Annotated in this window: 11 protein-coding genes; 1 reads left to right on the top strand and 10 read right to left on the bottom strand. The window is 62.9% G+C overall.

The genetic code is table 11. The features are described 5' to 3' along the window. Window positions 1-91 precede the first annotated feature (91 nt). From ACIPZB_RS04620 to arcD (ACIPZB_RS04645), 6 genes are all read right to left on the bottom strand, one after another. The gene (locus ACIPZB_RS04620; RefSeq protein WP_400639159.1) at window positions 92-1,603 is read right to left on the bottom strand and encodes a sigma-54-dependent transcriptional regulator; all 1,512 of its coding nucleotides are present in this window, start codon (window positions 1,601-1,603) and stop codon (window positions 92-94) included. A gap of 131 nt (window positions 1,604-1,734) precedes the next feature. Continuing rightward, window positions 1,735-2,103 carry a DUF5064 family protein gene (locus ACIPZB_RS04625; RefSeq protein ID WP_400639160.1) on the bottom strand — a complete coding sequence of 123 codons (369 nt, stop codon included), beginning with the start codon at window positions 2,101-2,103 and terminating at the stop codon, window positions 1,735-1,737. Window positions 2,104-2,158: 55 nt separating this feature from the next. Continuing rightward, complete coding sequence (gene arcC, locus ACIPZB_RS04630; protein WP_008094245.1) at window positions 2,159-3,097, bottom strand: carbamate kinase; 939 nt, start codon at window positions 3,095-3,097, stop codon at window positions 2,159-2,161. Between the two features lie 143 nt (window positions 3,098-3,240). Continuing rightward, window positions 3,241-4,251 carry an ornithine carbamoyltransferase gene (locus ACIPZB_RS04635; RefSeq protein ID WP_400639161.1) on the bottom strand — a complete coding sequence of 337 codons (1,011 nt, stop codon included), beginning with the start codon at window positions 4,249-4,251 and terminating at the stop codon, window positions 3,241-3,243. A 69-nt stretch (window positions 4,252-4,320) separates the two neighbouring features. Beyond that, window positions 4,321-5,574 carry an arginine deiminase gene (arcA, locus tag ACIPZB_RS04640; protein ID WP_400639162.1) on the bottom strand — a complete coding sequence of 418 codons (1,254 nt, stop codon included), beginning with the start codon at window positions 5,572-5,574 and terminating at the stop codon, window positions 4,321-4,323. 33 nt (window positions 5,575-5,607) lie between these two features. Beyond that, the gene (gene arcD, locus ACIPZB_RS04645) at window positions 5,608-7,035 is read right to left on the bottom strand and encodes an arginine-ornithine antiporter (protein ID WP_008094240.1); all 1,428 of its coding nucleotides are present in this window, start codon (window positions 7,033-7,035) and stop codon (window positions 5,608-5,610) included. A gap of 431 nt (window positions 7,036-7,466) precedes the next feature. Here arcD (ACIPZB_RS04645) and arcD (ACIPZB_RS04650) point away from each other — a divergent pair, with 431 nt between their 5' ends. Continuing rightward, complete coding sequence (gene arcD, locus ACIPZB_RS04650; protein ID WP_400639163.1) at window positions 7,467-8,894, top strand: arginine-ornithine antiporter; 1,428 nt, start codon at window positions 7,467-7,469, stop codon at window positions 8,892-8,894. On the opposite strand, the gene ACIPZB_RS04655 is transcribed toward arcD (ACIPZB_RS04650), so the two are convergent. The 4 genes from ACIPZB_RS04655 to ACIPZB_RS04670 all read right to left on the bottom strand — a co-directional run bounded on the left by ACIPZB_RS04655 (window position 8,874) and on the right by ACIPZB_RS04670 (window position 13,815). Then, on the bottom strand, window positions 8,874-9,287 hold the full coding sequence (locus tag ACIPZB_RS04655) for a YbaN family protein (RefSeq protein ID WP_400639164.1): 414 nt from the start codon (window positions 9,285-9,287) through the stop codon (window positions 8,874-8,876). The genes arcD (ACIPZB_RS04650) and ACIPZB_RS04655 overlap by 21 nt on opposite strands. Window positions 9,288-9,341: 54 nt before the next feature. Beyond that, on the bottom strand, window positions 9,342-9,935 hold the full coding sequence (locus tag ACIPZB_RS04660; protein ID WP_400639165.1) for a biliverdin-producing heme oxygenase: 594 nt from the start codon (window positions 9,933-9,935) through the stop codon (window positions 9,342-9,344). Between the two features lie 202 nt (window positions 9,936-10,137). Next, on the bottom strand, window positions 10,138-12,726 hold the full coding sequence (locus ACIPZB_RS04665) for a TonB-dependent receptor (protein ID WP_400639166.1): 2,589 nt from the start codon (window positions 12,724-12,726) through the stop codon (window positions 10,138-10,140). Window positions 12,727-12,852: 126 nt separating this feature from the next. After that, window positions 12,853-13,815, bottom strand: a complete 963-nt coding sequence (locus tag ACIPZB_RS04670) for a FecR family protein (RefSeq protein WP_400639167.1) — start codon at window positions 13,813-13,815, stop codon at window positions 12,853-12,855. Window positions 13,816-13,850: the final 35 nt, after the last annotated feature.

Below are 13,850 nucleotides of genomic sequence, written 5' to 3' on the forward strand. Positions count from 1 at the left end.
TCATGTAACTCTTTGTTGTATTCGGGCGTGAACGGTCCTCCATTTTCGTGTGGAAACTGGCTTGATATGTGTAGGGAAATTCTGCAGTTCGCTAGGTATTAACCTTAGGAATGCCGTATTTGCGCAAACGCTGGGCAATCGCGGTATGCGAGGTTTGCAACCGCCCGGCCAACTGCCGTGTCGATGGGTAGCTGGCATACAACCGCTGCAGCAGCTCGCGCTCGAAATCGCCCACCGCCTGCTCCAGGCTCGCCACTTCGCCATCCTGCCCGCGCGCCACCGAGGTGCCGGCGATGTCGAGGTCGCCGATGTCCACCAGGTTGCCTTCGCAAATGGCCGCGGCACGGAAGATCACGTTCTGCAGCTGGCGCACGTTGCCCGGCCAAGGGTTGGCCAGCAGTGCCGAGTGGGTGGCGGGCGTCAGCCGGCACGGCGGGCGCTGGATCTGGGTGCAGGCCTGCTGCATGAAGAAATGCGCGAGCATGAGGATGTCCTGGCCACGGTCGCGCAGGGGCGGCACCTGCAGGTTGAGTACGTTCAGGCGGTAGAACAGGTCTTCACGGAAGGTGCCTTCGCTGACCATGCGTTCCAGATCGCGGTGCGTGGCGCTGATGATCCGCACATCGACCTTCACTTCGCGGTCGCCGCCTACGCGGCGGAAGCTGCCGTCACTGAGAAAGCGCAGCAGCTTGGCCTGCAGATAGGGCGACATCTCGCCGATTTCGTCGAGAAACACCGTGCCCTGGTTGGCCAGCTCCATCAGCCCCGGCTTGCCGCCTCGCTGCGCGCCGGTGAAGGCGCCGGGGGCGTAGCCGAACAGTTCGCTCTCGGCCAGGCTCTCGGGCAGCGCGGCGCAGTTCAGGGCAAGGAACGGCGCCGCATGGCGGCTGCTGATCGCGTGGCAGGCACGGGCCACCAGCTCCTTGCCGGTGCCGGTCTCGCCATGTACCAGCAGCGGAGCGTCGAGTGCCGCCACACGCAGGGCGCGGGCCTTGAGGGTGCGGATCGCCGGGGATTCGCCGAGCAAGGCATCGAAGCCTTCGGCATGGTCGTGATGCAAGGCCGACAGGCGCTCGCCCATGCGATTGGGCGGGTACAGGGTCAGCAGGCCGCCGGCGTTGGTGATGGGCGTGGCGTCCAGCAGCAGGCTCTGGCCGTTGAGCTGCATTTCCCGCATCGGCAGGTGGAAGTTGTTGTCCAGCAGGGCCTGCAACAGGGCCGGGTCGCCGAACAGCTCGCCCACCGAGCGCCCGGCCGATTCGCGGCCGCACAGGGCGATCAGCGCGGGGTTGGCCAAGAGCACCAGGCCTGCGCTGTCCACCGCCAGGACTGGGTCGCTCATGGCGGCCAGCAGTGCGTCCAGCTGCAGGTGGCGGCGTTGGCCGGGGAGGATGTCGACCACGTCCACCGATTGCACGCCGTGTACTTCGAACAGGGCGTCGTGCAGCTCTTCGAGCACCGCCGGGCTGAGCGTCGGGGCGTCGATGTAGACGTTGGGCGGGACCATCTCCACGGCGTCCAGGTTGAGGTTGCGGGCACCGAGCAGGGCCAGGACTTCCTGGGTGATGCCGACGCGGTCGATGAAGCTGACGTGGATGCGCATGGGGAGGCGGGGTCATGGCCGGGGGAGGGCAGTAGTATGCCTTGGCTCATGGGTGAAGCCTAATCGCCGGCAAGCCGGCTCCCACAGGTTTTAGCGCTGTACCTGTGGGAGCCGGCTTGCCGGCAATGAATTCATTCGGGACTTTCGTTCTTGATCGGGTCGCCGGATTTCACATCCAGTTTATCGCGGATGTCTTCGAACATATGGTCGTAGATCTTGTGCGGGGAACTGAGGTTTTCGAACTTCTTGGGCGGTGCGAGGTGGGCCTGGGCCTTGCGGCTCAGCACCATCAGGAAGCTTGGCAGCGCCTGGTCCTTGGGCAGGAAGAATTTCTCGTCCACCGCCTTGCCTTCGATGCTGCCATGCATGCGGAACTGGATGCCCCTACCTTCCTTGGCATCGGTAGTCGCTTCATAGTCGATGTTCAGGTCGTAACTGTGGTCATCCTTGTTCAGCGCGGCACGCTGGATATGTACATGACCTGGCTCATACGTCGCCATGGCAGGCTCCTTTGGAAAGTGAAAATGGCGGGCTACGGTAGCCCGCCAACTGCATTCAACGGTAGCTGATTCCTGGCTTGGCAATGCTGACACGTGTGCCACCGGTGCCTTGAACGATCTTTTCGATGTTCTCCAGCGAACCAATCACCGCAACCCTACCGGTCAAGCGGGCAAACTCGCAAGCCGCCTGGACTTTCGGGCCCATGGAGCCAGCGGCAAAGCCCAGGCGCTCCAGCTCGTCCGGATGCGCTTCGGCGATCGCTTTCTGGGTAGGCTTGCCGTAGTCGATATACGCGGCATCGACGTCGGTGGCGATCACCAGCAGGTCTGCGCGCAGTTCCCGGGCCAGCAGTGCCGAGCACAGGTCTTTGTCGATGACCGCTTCGATCCCCTTCAAGGTGCGCTTGGTTTTATCAGGGTCGTACATGGTGGGGATACCGCCCCCGCCAGCGCAGATCACCACGGTGCCGCGTTCCAGCAGCCAGGTGATCGGCTTGATCTCGAAGATACGGATCGGTTTGGGGCTGGCCACCACACGGCGGTACTTGTCGCCATCGGGTTTGACTTTCCAGCCTTTTTCCGCTGCCAGACGCAGCGCCTCTTCCTTCTCGTAGACCGGGCCGATGAACTTGGTCGGGTCCTGGAAGGCGGGGTCGTTAGGGTCGACCTCGACTTGCGTGAGCAGTGAGGCGAACGGCACTTCGAAGGGCAGGAGGTTGCCGAGTTCCTGTTCGATCATGTAACCGATCATGCCCTCGGTTTCGGCGCCCAGCACGTCCAGCGGGTAGGCTTCGTCAGGCTTGTAGGAGAGCCCTTGAAGGGCCAGCAGGCCAACCTGCGGGCCGTTGCCGTGAGCGATGACCAGTTCGTTGCCGGGGTGAACCCTGGCGATCTGCTCGGTGGCGGTGCGGATATTGGCGCGCTGGTTGTCAGCGGTCATGGGTTCGCCGCGGCGCAGCAGGGCGTTACCGCCCAATGCAACAACGATACGCATGGGGAATGTCCTTTGCGAAGAAGGGGGGAACGCCTCGTTCCTGAGTGGGAGCCGGCTTGCCGGCGATCACCGGCGAAGCCGGTGCCATGCACCGTGTTGCCTGCATCGCCGGCAAGCCGGCTCCCACAGTATCGAGGTGGTTATCAGAGGTCGGCCAGCGTCGAGACGAGGATCGCCTTGATGGTGTGCATGCGGTTTTCCGCTTGCTCGAAGGCGATGCAGGCTGGCGACTCGAATACGTCGTCGGTCACTTCGATGCCATTGGCCATCTCAGGGTACTGTTCGGCGATCTGCTTGCCGACCTTGGTTTCGGAGTTGTGGAACGCCGGCAGGCAGTGCATGAACTTGGTGCGAGGGTTGCCGGTGGACTTCATCAGCTCCTTGTTCACCTGGTAAGGCTTGAGCTGCTTGATGCGCTCGCCCCAGGCTTCGATCGGCTCGCCCATCGATACCCAGACGTCGGTGTGCACGAAGTCAACGCCCTTGACCGCCGCTTTCGGGTCTTCGGTCAGGGTGATGCGTGCACCACTTTCTTCCGCGTATTTCTTGCAGCGCTCGACCAGGTCGTCATGCGGCCACAGGGCCTTAGGTGCGGCGATGCGCACGTCCATGCCGAGCTTGGCGCCGATCAGCAGCAGCGAGTTGCCCATGTTGTTGCGGGCATCGCCCAGGTAGGCGTAGCTGATGTCGTGCAGCGGCTTGTCGCTGTGCTCACGCATGGTCAGTACGTCGGCGATCATCTGGGTCGGGTGGTATTCGTCGGTCAGGCCGTTGAAGACCGGTACGCCGGCGAACTTGGCCAGTTCTTCGACGATTTCCTGCTTGAAGCCACGGTATTCGATAGCGTCGTACATGCGCCCGAGCACGCGGGCGGTGTCCTTCATGCTTTCCTTGTGGCCGATCTGCGAGGAGTTGGGGTCGATGTAGGTGACGTTGGCACCCTGGTCATAGGCGGCGACTTCGAAGGCGCAACGGGTGCGGGTCGAGGTCTTCTCGAAGATCAGGGCGATGTTGTTGCCCTTCAGGTGCTGCTGCTCGGTGCCGGTGTACTTGGCACGCTTGAGGTCGCGGGACAGATCCAGCAGGTACTTCAGCTCGCGGGTGGTGTGGTGTTCGAGGCTGAGCAGGTTGCGGTTGTGAATGTTGAACGCCATGACAGTTTCTCCTTGAGTTTGGTGAACATCCCTGCCGCGGCCTTGTGGGCGCGGCAGGGTGTATGGACGTTAGTAATCGATTGCGTCGCGGACGATCGGGCAGGTCATGCAGTGGCCGCCGCCACGGCCCCGGCCGAGCTCGCCGGCGCTGATGGTGATGACCTCGATCCCCTGCTTGCGCAGCAGGGTGTTGGTGTAGGTGTTGCGGTCGTAGGCAATGACCACGCCTGGCTCCACAGCCACGACGTTGTTGCCGTCATCCCACTGTTCGCGCTCGGCGGCGAAGCTGTTGCCGCCGGTCTCGACCACCCGCAGCTTGACGCCAAGCTGCTCGCCAACCACCTCGATGAACGATTTGTTGACGCGGCGCACGTCCATGCCGTAAGGCTTTTTCTCGTCCGGGCGGATGATGAACGGCACGATCTCTTTCACCACTTCCGGGAAGACCGTGACCAGGTCGCGGTCGCAGAAGCTGAACACGGTGTCCAGGTGCATGGCCGCGCGGGACTTCGGCAGGCCGGCGACGATGATTTCCGTGACCGCGCCTTTGGCGAACAGGTTCTGTGCCAGCTGGCCAATGGCCTGGCGCGAGGTCCGCTCGCCCATGCCGATGAGCACGATGCCCTTGCCGATCGGCATCACGTCACCGCCTTCGAGGGTAGCGTTGCCGTGTTCCTCGTCGGGGCTGCCGTACCAGATCTGGAACTCAGCGTCGGTGAATTCCTTGTGGAATTTGTAGATGGCGGTGGTCAGCAGGGTTTCCTGACGGCGCGCTGGCCAGTACATCGGGTTCAGCGTCACGCCACCGTAGATCCAGCAGGTGGTGTCGCGGGTGAACTGGGTGTTGGGCAGCGGTGGCAGGATGAAGCTGGAGTGGCCCAGGTAGTCGTTGTACATCTTGACCACGTCGGCGCCTTCGCTGGTCGGCAGGTCCTGGCCTGCGACGCCGCCGATCAGGAACTCGGCCAACTGGCGTGGTTCAAGACCTTCGAGCCAGCTGCGGACTTCGTTGGTCAGGCCTACGCCGACGGTATCCGGCGTGATCTTGCGGTCGAGGATCCACTTCAGTGCCGCTTTGTCCTTCACGATATCGGTCAGCAGGTTGTGCATTTCCAGCACATCCACACCGCGCTCGCGCATCTTGGTGACGAAGTCGAAATGGTCACGCTTGGCTTGGTCGACCCAGATCACGTCATCGAACAGCAATTCATCACAGTTGCTCGGCGTCAGGCGCTTGTGCGCCAGTCCCGGCGAGCAAACCATCACCTTGCGCAGCTTCCCTGCTTCGGAGTGGACACCGTACTTCTGTTTTTCAGTGGACATTGTTCATTCCTCCATTAGTGCGAATACGTGGGATCACAAGGTCAGGAAGCCGTCGTACAGACCATAGGCCGCCACCAGGGCGCCGATGACTACGGCTGCGAAGAGCAGTTTTTCCACGTTGGTGAAGATCGGTTGGCCAATTTCATGTTTGGCCTTGGCGAACAGGATCACGCCCGGGGCATACAGCAGGGCGGAGAGCAGCAGGTATTTCACGCCGCCGGCATACAGCAGCCAGATGGCGTAGATCAATGCGATGGCGCCGATGAGCAGGTCCTTGCTGCGCTCTTTCGCAGCTTGCTCATAGGTTTCGCCGCGCATGGCCAGCAGGAACGCATAGGCCGCCGACCACAGGTAAGGCACCAGAATCATCGAGGTGGCGAGGTAGATCAGCGACAGGTAGGTACTGCTGGAGAACAGGGTGATGACCAGGAAGATCTGCACCATGGCGTTGGTCAGCCACAGGGCATTGGCCGGCACATGGTTGGCGTTCTCGCGGCGCAGGAACTCCGGCATGGTGTGGTCTTTGGCGGCGGCGAACATGATCTCGGCGCACAGCAGCACCCACGACAGCAGGGCTCCGAGCAGCGAGATGATCAGGCCCACGCTGATCAGCACCGCACCCCAGTGGCCTACCACGTGCTCAAGCACGGCAGCCATGGATGGGTTCTGCAGCTTGGCCAGCTCTGGCTGAGTCATCACGCCCAGCGACAGCACGTTGACCAGCACCAGGAACAGCAGCACGGTGATGAAGCCGATGACGGTGGCCTTACCCACGTCAGAGCGCTTTTCCGCCCGTGACGAGAAGATGCTCGCGCCTTCGATACCGATGAACACCCAGACGGTGACCAGCATCATGTTGCGAACCTGATTCATCACGCTGCCCAGCTCCGGTGTACCGGTGGCCCAGATGTCAGCAGTGAAGATGTCGAGCCTGAAGGCGAACAGGCAGATCAACGCGAACAGCACCAGCGGTACGATCTTGGCTACCGTGGTGACCAGGTTGATGAACGCTGCTTCCTTGATACCGCGCAGCACCAGGAAGTGCACTGCCCAGAGCAGGACCGAGGCGCCGATGATGGCCGCCGGGGTATTGCCTTCGCCGAAGATCGGGAAGAAGTAGCCGAGGGTACTGAACAGCAACACGAAGTAGCCGACGTTGCCCAGCCAGGCACTGATCCAGTAGCCCCAGGCCGAAGAGAAGCCCATGTAGTCACCGAAGCCGGCCTTGGCGTAGGCATACACCCCGCCGTCCAAGTCAGGCTTTCGGTTGGCCAGAGTCTGGAACACGAAGGCCAGCATCAGCATGCCGACTGCCGTAATACCCCAACCTATCAATACCGCGCCGACACCGGCGCTTGCTGCCATGTTTTGCGGTAGCGAGAAGATCCCGCCACCAATCATTGAACCGACGACAAGTGCAACTAGAGCGCCGAGTTTTAGTTTTCCGGACGAATCAGACATTTAACAACTCCTGCCAGGAGAAAGTTGACGACAGATTAGTTCCGACGCCGAGGCCATGACATGACCTAGATCAGTTCATGGTCGCGTGATGTAGGAAATTTCCTTCACGCAACTCCTGGAGAGTGCCGACAGCTCTGCTGCAGGCCTTATGCACCGGCACCTCCATGTCCTTCTAGAGCAAACGCTCTGTTGCACCTGCGATGTCTGAAGCTAGCCTTTTTTGGGGCTTTCGCAAATTTTTGACAAGAATATTGAGTTTTATCAGTTTCTTTTCTAGATGCTGCATAGCTGCTAATTTTCACAGGTAGGGTCGATAGATAAAGCAGTTATGAGCGCTTTGCCTTCATAATCAGCTTTTATATAAGCAAGCTTAATCATATGGCCCCCGAGGCTGTTTCAAACGTATGACAACACAGGAAAAAAGGAGCGCCATGAGCGAACCAGGACAAAAGCTGCGCCTTGGTGCATTGATCGCGCTGGTGGTCGGTTCGATGATCGGTGGCGGGATCTTCTCGCTGCCGCAGAACATGGCAGCACGCGCCGATGCCGGTGCCGTGTTGATAGGTTGGGGTATCACCGCGGTCGGCATGCTGGCGCTGGCCTTCGTCTTCCAGACCCTGGCCAACCGCAAACCTGAGCTGGACTCGGGGGTGTATGCCTATGCCAAGGCCGGTTTCGGTGACTACATGGGCTTTTCCTCGGCCTGGGGCTACTGGATCAGCGCCTGGCTGGGCAACGTCGGCTACTTCGTGCTGCTGTTCAGCACCTTGGGCTTTTACTTTCCGATTTTCGGTGAGGGCAACACACCGGTCGCCATCGGCTGCGCCTCGCTGTTGCTCTGGGCAGTGCATTTCCTGGTGCTCAGGGGCATCAAGGAAGCCGCGTTCATCAACCAGGTCACCACCGTGGCCAAGGTGGTGCCGCTGCTGATCTTCATCGTCATCGCAGCGTTCGCCTTCCGTGCCGACATCTTCACCCGCGATATCTGGGGCCTGAACAACCCGCAGTTCGGCAATGTGCTGGATCAGGTGCGCAATATGATGCTGGTGACGGTGTTCGTGTTCATCGGTATCGAAGGCGCCAGTGTCTATTCCGGGCGGGCGCAGCGCCGCTCGGACGTGGGCAAGGCCACGGTGATCGGCTTTGTTGGCGTGCTGGCGCTGCTGGTACTGGTCAACGTGCTGTCGCTGGGGGTGATGACCCAGCCGGAGCTGGCCGGGCTGCAGAACCCGTCGCTGGCCACGGTGCTCGAGCACATCGTCGGCCCCTGGGGCGCCTTGCTGATCAGTATCGGCCTGGCCATTTCGCTGTTGGGCGCGCTGCTGTCGTGGGCGCTGCTGTGCGCCGAGATCTTGTTCGCCACGGCGCGGGACAAGACCATGCCGCGCTTCCTGGCCAAGGAAAACGCCAACCATGTGCCGGCCAACGCCCTGTGGCTGACCAACTGCATGATCCAGGGCTTCCTGCTGATCACCCTGGTGTCGGCGGGCACCTACACCAGCCTGATCTACCTGGCGTCGTCGATGATCCTGGTGCCTTATCTGTGGTCGGCGGCCTATGCGGTGCTGCTGGCCGTGCGCGGTGAGAGCTACGCCGAGCAGCCGGCGCTGCGGCGCAAGGACCTGCTCATCGGCGCCATCGCATTGATCTACGCCATCTGGCTGTTGTACGCCGGCGGCCTGAAGTACCTGCTGTTGTCAGCGTTGCTTTACGCGCCGGGGGTGATCCTGTTCGCCCGGGCCAAGCGCGAGCAGGGGCAGCCCCTGTTCACCACCTGGGAAAAGGTGATTTTCGCGGCGGTACTGGCCGGTGCGCTGCTGGCGGCCTACTTGCTGTATTCAGGGTTGTTGAGCTTGTGACACGGCAGGGCATGGCCGTTCCGGACGCGACCAGATCCACAGGTTGCCCAGGGTCATGCCGGCGATGGCCAGGAACACCGGCCAGTGATGTTCGAGGAACGTCAGCATCAAGCCTGCGCAGAGCAGCATGCTGACGGTCGCGCTGACCTTGGCCCGGCGCTGGATCACCTTGCCATTGCGCCAGTTATGGAGGATCGGCCCGAACAGCCGGTGATTCTCCAGCCAGGCCGACAGCTGCGGCGAGCTGCGGGTCGCGGCCCAGGCGGCGAGCAGGATGAATTCGGTGGTCGGCAGGCCGGGGATGACAATCGCCACCAGGCCGATGCCCAGGCTCACGTAGGCCAGGATGCCGTACAGCAGGCGCGACAGTTTCGAGCGGGCAGGTCGGGTCATGGTCTCACTGCGTAGAACGGTCCGGCCACCGGAGGGGCGGCCGGGTGGTGCGTGTCAGGCCAGCGCGGCGTCTGCGGCGTAGGCATGCTTGAGCAGTTCGGTGAAGCGCTCGAAGGCAGCGACTGCACCGCGTTCGGCAGCAGCGTCTTCTTCGGCCGACAGCGCCAGGCCATCGAGGATACGGGTGAACTGCTTCCAGCCTTCGGCGCGACCACCGGCCGGTTCGCCGAGGTGACGGGCACCGAAACTGTCCGACAATTCCAGCGCCACGGCACGCTTGATCAGAAACGCAGCGCCCAGTTTGGAGCCTTCGGAGACGAAGATCCAGCCCAATGCCTCACCCAGGCTCGGTTTCTGCAGGGCGCCGGGGACCGCTGCCGGGACTTCGGTGTCGAGGTCGGCGAGGTCCAGGCGGGCCTGCTCGGCGCGGCAGCGCTCGGCCAGGTCGGGGACGATGGCGATCAGCTGCGGGTCGGTGTACAGGGCTTGGAGCTCAGACTGGAACAGGTACTGGGCGACGACGAAACGGGCGAAGCTTTCGCGGCTGTCGAACGGCTTGTGCGACTTGACCAGGGCGTCGAGCTCGGTGTGCGGGGCGTGGGTGACCTGGTTGAGGCGTTGCGAGCGCAGGGCAGGGCGGTCGGTCATGGGGGTGTCCTTGGGAAATGAGGGCGTCTAGTGACAAGACGAAACAGCGGGGTTGGGACAGTAAAAAAACTGTCTTGTGGTGTTTGTGCTGGCCTCATCGCCGGCAAGCCGGCTCCCACAGGTATGTCACAGGATTCGAAATCTGTGCTGCACCTGTGGGAGCCGGCTTGCCGGCGATGAGGCCAGAACGGATCAGCTCAGGTCAGATATCCCACACCACATTGATGGCAAAGTTGCGCCCCGGCATGGTCAGGCGGTCGAGGTTGGCCGGCTGGGTCACGGCGGCCTCGCCCTGGCCGTCGTAGCCGCGCACGTCATCCCACTGCCAGTACTTCTTGTCGGTCAGGTTGTAGAGCCCGGCATTGACCGTGACGTCGTCGGTCACCTTGTAGAAGCCGCTCAGGTCCAGCACGCCGTAACCGGGCGTGCGGAACTGCGAGCTGGCGCCATCGGGGGCGAAGAAGGTGGTGTCGTCGACGCGGGTCTTGCGCTTGACCAGGGTCCAGCTGAGCAGGCCGCCGTAGTTCGGCTGCTCATAGCCCAGGCCGAATACGCCGGTCAGCGGGTTGACGCTGTTCAGCGGCTGGCCGTTGTCGTCGTTGCGGCCGTTGGCGTAAGCAATCGAGCCTTGGGTATACAGGCCCTGCGGTGCACCGAAGTGGTCGAGGTTGAGGCGGCCTTTGACCTCGGCGCCCTTGATGGTGGCGTGCTTGATGTTGTTGGCCTGGAAGGTGGTGCCCAGGTTGGCCGACTGCACGGCGTCTTCGTCGATGAAGTCGCGATACTTGTTGTAGAACACGGCGGCGCTGAAGTTACCGGCATCGAAGTTGCCGCGCAGGCCGGTTTCGTAGCTCTTGCTCTTCTCTGGCTCCAGGTCCGGGTTGCCGCGCACGCTGTAGCCCAGGCCCGGGTTTTCGAAGCGGCCGTACATCGACTTGGCGGTCGGTGTGCGGAAGCCTTCGGCGTACTGGCCGTACCAGGTGTAGTTGTCGTTGAAGGCGTAGGTCAGGCCGAACTTCGGCGACACGCGGTGCCATTTCTTGTCCGATTCGTCGAGGTTGCTGGGCGCTGTGCCCGAGCCTTGGATACCGCGCAGGAATTCGTCGGTGAACTCCGGCTCCATGCGCGTGTAGTCGTAGCGGGCACCTGGCAGGAAGGTCCAGTTGTTCCAGCGGATTTCATCCTGCACGAACAGGCTGTAGGTGTTGACCGTCGGATCCGGGAAGTCGCTGACCAGCGCCTGGCCGTCGCGCGGGCTGTCCTGCCCGATGGCGGTGCAGCCACCGCCAATGGCCACGCAGGTGCCGGAGCCGCTGCGTGAACCGGTCACCTCTTCATGCTTGAGGGTTGTGCCGTAGGTCAGCAGGTGATCGGTCTGGCCAATGTTGAAGGCTTTGTCCAGCTGGGCGTCGAACACCCACTGGCGGTCCTTGTAGGTGGTCTGGCGATCGCGCAACACTTGCCGTCCCGAGGCGACATACAGCTCATCGGTTCGTTGGTCGGTCTTGGCAATCTGGTAGTTGAGGCTCCACTTGACGTGGTCGGCGACCAGGCTGTCGAGGCCGAACTCGTGGTTGATGCCAAAGCGCTCGCGGGTGACGGTGTCGTTGCCTTGGCGCATGCGGTAGGAGTTCATGGCGCCAAACCCGGGAATGAACGGACCGCCCACGGCGCTGAGGATGTTCTGGTCGCGGTCATCCTTGTAGCGCTCGTAGGTGAACCCCAGGCGCGCGTCGTCGGCGTAGTTCCAACCCAGCTTGGCCAGCACGTTGGTGGTGCGCACATCTTCCGGGTTGGCTTCGGTGCGGGACAGGCCAGTGCCACCGTGCTCGCCATAGGATTCGGTTTCGTGGCCGTTGCGCTGGCTCAGGTGCAACAGGCCGTCGAAGTCGCCCTGGCGGCCGGCCACGCTGGCCGAGGTCAGCCAGCTTTCGTCGGCCGAGCTGTAGCCGGTCTTGAGGCGCGCACCCACATCCTTGCCGGGCTTGATGATGTCGTCCGGGTCGAGGGTGAAGTAGCTCACCGCGCCGCCAATGGCGTTGCTGCCGTACAGCACCGAGGCCGGGCCACGGAGGATTTCCACGCGCTTGACGATTTCCGGGTCGACGTAGTTGCGCTGGGTCTGGGCGTAGGGGCCGTAGAAGAAGCTGTCCGGGATCGACACGCCATCGACCTGGGTGAGGATCCGTTCGCCGTCGATGCCGCGGATGTTGTAGCCGTTCAGGCCGCTGCGTTGGCCCACGCCACCCACCGACACACCGGGCTCGTAACGCACCAGATCCTTGATGTCGTTGACGTTCTGCCGGTCCAGTTGCTCGCGGGTCTGCACGCTGACGGTGCTGGGCACCTGGCTTACGTCCTGGGCGCTACGGGTGGCGCTGACGGTCATCTGCTGCAGCGCGATGGCGCTGCCCGCCGACTGGCGCTCGAGCACCACATTGCCGTTGCCGATCTTGCGATAGCCCAGGCCCGTGCCTTGCAGCAGGCGCTTGAGTGCGGCCTCCGGCGACAGGGAACCTTGCACGCCGGGCGACGCCACGCCGTCGGCCAGTTCGGCGCTGAAGCCAACCTGCCAGCCGGTGACCTGGCTAAAGACATTGATCGCCTCGACCAAGGGCTGTTGGGCGATGCTGAAGCGGTAGTCGCCCATGCGCGGGCTGCTGGCTTGGGCTGGCTCGGCGGCCAGCGCCGGCAGGCTGCAGGCACCACTGGCGAGCAGGGCCAGTGTCAGCAGAGACAGTTGCCCTGTACGGCGGGGACGGGGGGACGGGCGAGTTGGACCTGTGGACATCGAAAGCGCTCCCTGACGCGCGAACTGTTATAGGTGATGACCGTTCCTGTTTTGAAACAAGAATCAGTTGCATTGGCTATAACGAGACGGGCGGAGTAGCGCGATCGCGTAAAAATAATTCTCAGGTCAGTTGAGGATGACCACGGCAGGGTATTCGTGCAGCTGCGCCGAGGTGATGTGAGCCAGGGCGCGCAGGGTCTCCAGCGGCTGGTCGAGGCGGTAGTTGCCGGTCACGGCCATGTCGTCGAGGTGGCTGTTGCGGTTGATGATCCAACCGGGGTAGTAGCGGCGCACTTCGGCCAGTACCTGGCTCAACGGGCAGTTTTCGAAGACCAGGCGGCCATCGACCCAGGCGAGGTCCTTGTGCATGTCCGCGCGCTGGCGCTGGCCGAAGCCTTGGGGGCCGACGCTGATGCTGTCGCCGGCGCTGAGGCGGATGCGCTGGTCGCTGTCCGCTTGCAGGTCGACGTCACCGCGTTGCACGCGAACCTGCGCCTCGCCATCGAGGTAGCGCACGGCGAAATCGGTGTCGCGTACCTGGGCGCGCAGGGGGCCGGCCTGCACTTCCAGTGGCAATTGCCCGCCGGCGGCGATCTGGAAATACGCCTCGCCTTGCAGCAGGCGCGCCACCTGGCGGCCTTCACGCAGGTCGCTGGCGAATGCCGAGTTGGTGTTGAGCAGCACCTTGGCACCGTCATCGAGCTCCAGGCGCTGGCGCTCGCCGACCACGGTGAGGTGGTCGGCCTGGAGGCGCACCGGCAGGTTGCCGAAGGTGAACAGCCCGACCAGCAGCACGGCGGCGGTGGCCAGCGGTTTCCAATGGCTGCGCAGCCGCCCGCGCAGGGACTTGCGCCGGCCGTGGTGCATCTGGGTGGCGGCCTGGCGCAGGGGCGTGCCGTTCCACAAGGCCTCGGCCTCGACGTAGGCCTCGGCGTTTTCCGGCGCCGCGCTGAGCCACTGTTCGAAGGCCAGGGTATCGGCGTCGGTGGCGCATTGCAGGCGAATCAGCCAGTCCAGTGCCTCATCCATCGCACGGGCGCGGGCGTCGGGCCCGGCGGCAGACGGGCGAGTGACGGGGCTGTCGGTCACGGGGAGTCCTTGAATTGATTTTTTCGAATGATCAA

Origin of the sequence: Pseudomonas sp. NPDC089396 (genome assembly GCF_044749545.1) — a bacterium.
Classification (GTDB): domain Bacteria; phylum Pseudomonadota; class Gammaproteobacteria; order Pseudomonadales; family Pseudomonadaceae; genus Aquipseudomonas.

Excerpts from the sequence above, each read along its gene's own strand:
- arcD (WP_400639163.1), top strand. The coding sequence starts at position 7,467 with ATGAGCGAACCAGGACAAAAGCTGCGCCTTGGTGCATTGATCGCGCTG.
- ACIPZB_RS04660 (WP_400639165.1), bottom strand. The coding sequence starts at position 9,935 with ATGACCGACCGCCCTGCCCTGCGCTCGCAACGCCTCAACCAGGTCACC.
- ACIPZB_RS04625 (WP_400639160.1), bottom strand. The coding sequence starts at position 2,103 with ATGGCGACGTATGAGCCAGGTCATGTACATATCCAGCGTGCCGCGCTG.
- ACIPZB_RS04635 (WP_400639161.1), bottom strand. The coding sequence starts at position 4,251 with ATGGCGTTCAACATTCACAACCGCAACCTGCTCAGCCTCGAACACCAC.
- arcA (WP_400639162.1), bottom strand. The coding sequence starts at position 5,574 with ATGTCCACTGAAAAACAGAAGTACGGTGTCCACTCCGAAGCAGGGAAG.
- arcD (WP_008094240.1), bottom strand. The coding sequence starts at position 7,035 with ATGTCTGATTCGTCCGGAAAACTAAAACTCGGCGCTCTAGTTGCACTT.
- arcC (WP_008094245.1), bottom strand. The coding sequence starts at position 3,097 with ATGCGTATCGTTGTTGCATTGGGCGGTAACGCCCTGCTGCGCCGCGGC.
- ACIPZB_RS04655 (WP_400639164.1), bottom strand. The coding sequence starts at position 9,287 with ATGACCCGACCTGCCCGCTCGAAACTGTCGCGCCTGCTGTACGGCATC.
- ACIPZB_RS04620 (WP_400639159.1), bottom strand. The coding sequence starts at position 1,603 with ATGCGCATCCACGTCAGCTTCATCGACCGCGTCGGCATCACCCAGGAA.
- ACIPZB_RS04665 (WP_400639166.1), bottom strand. The coding sequence starts at position 12,726 with ATGTCCACAGGTCCAACTCGCCCGTCCCCCCGTCCCCGCCGTACAGGG.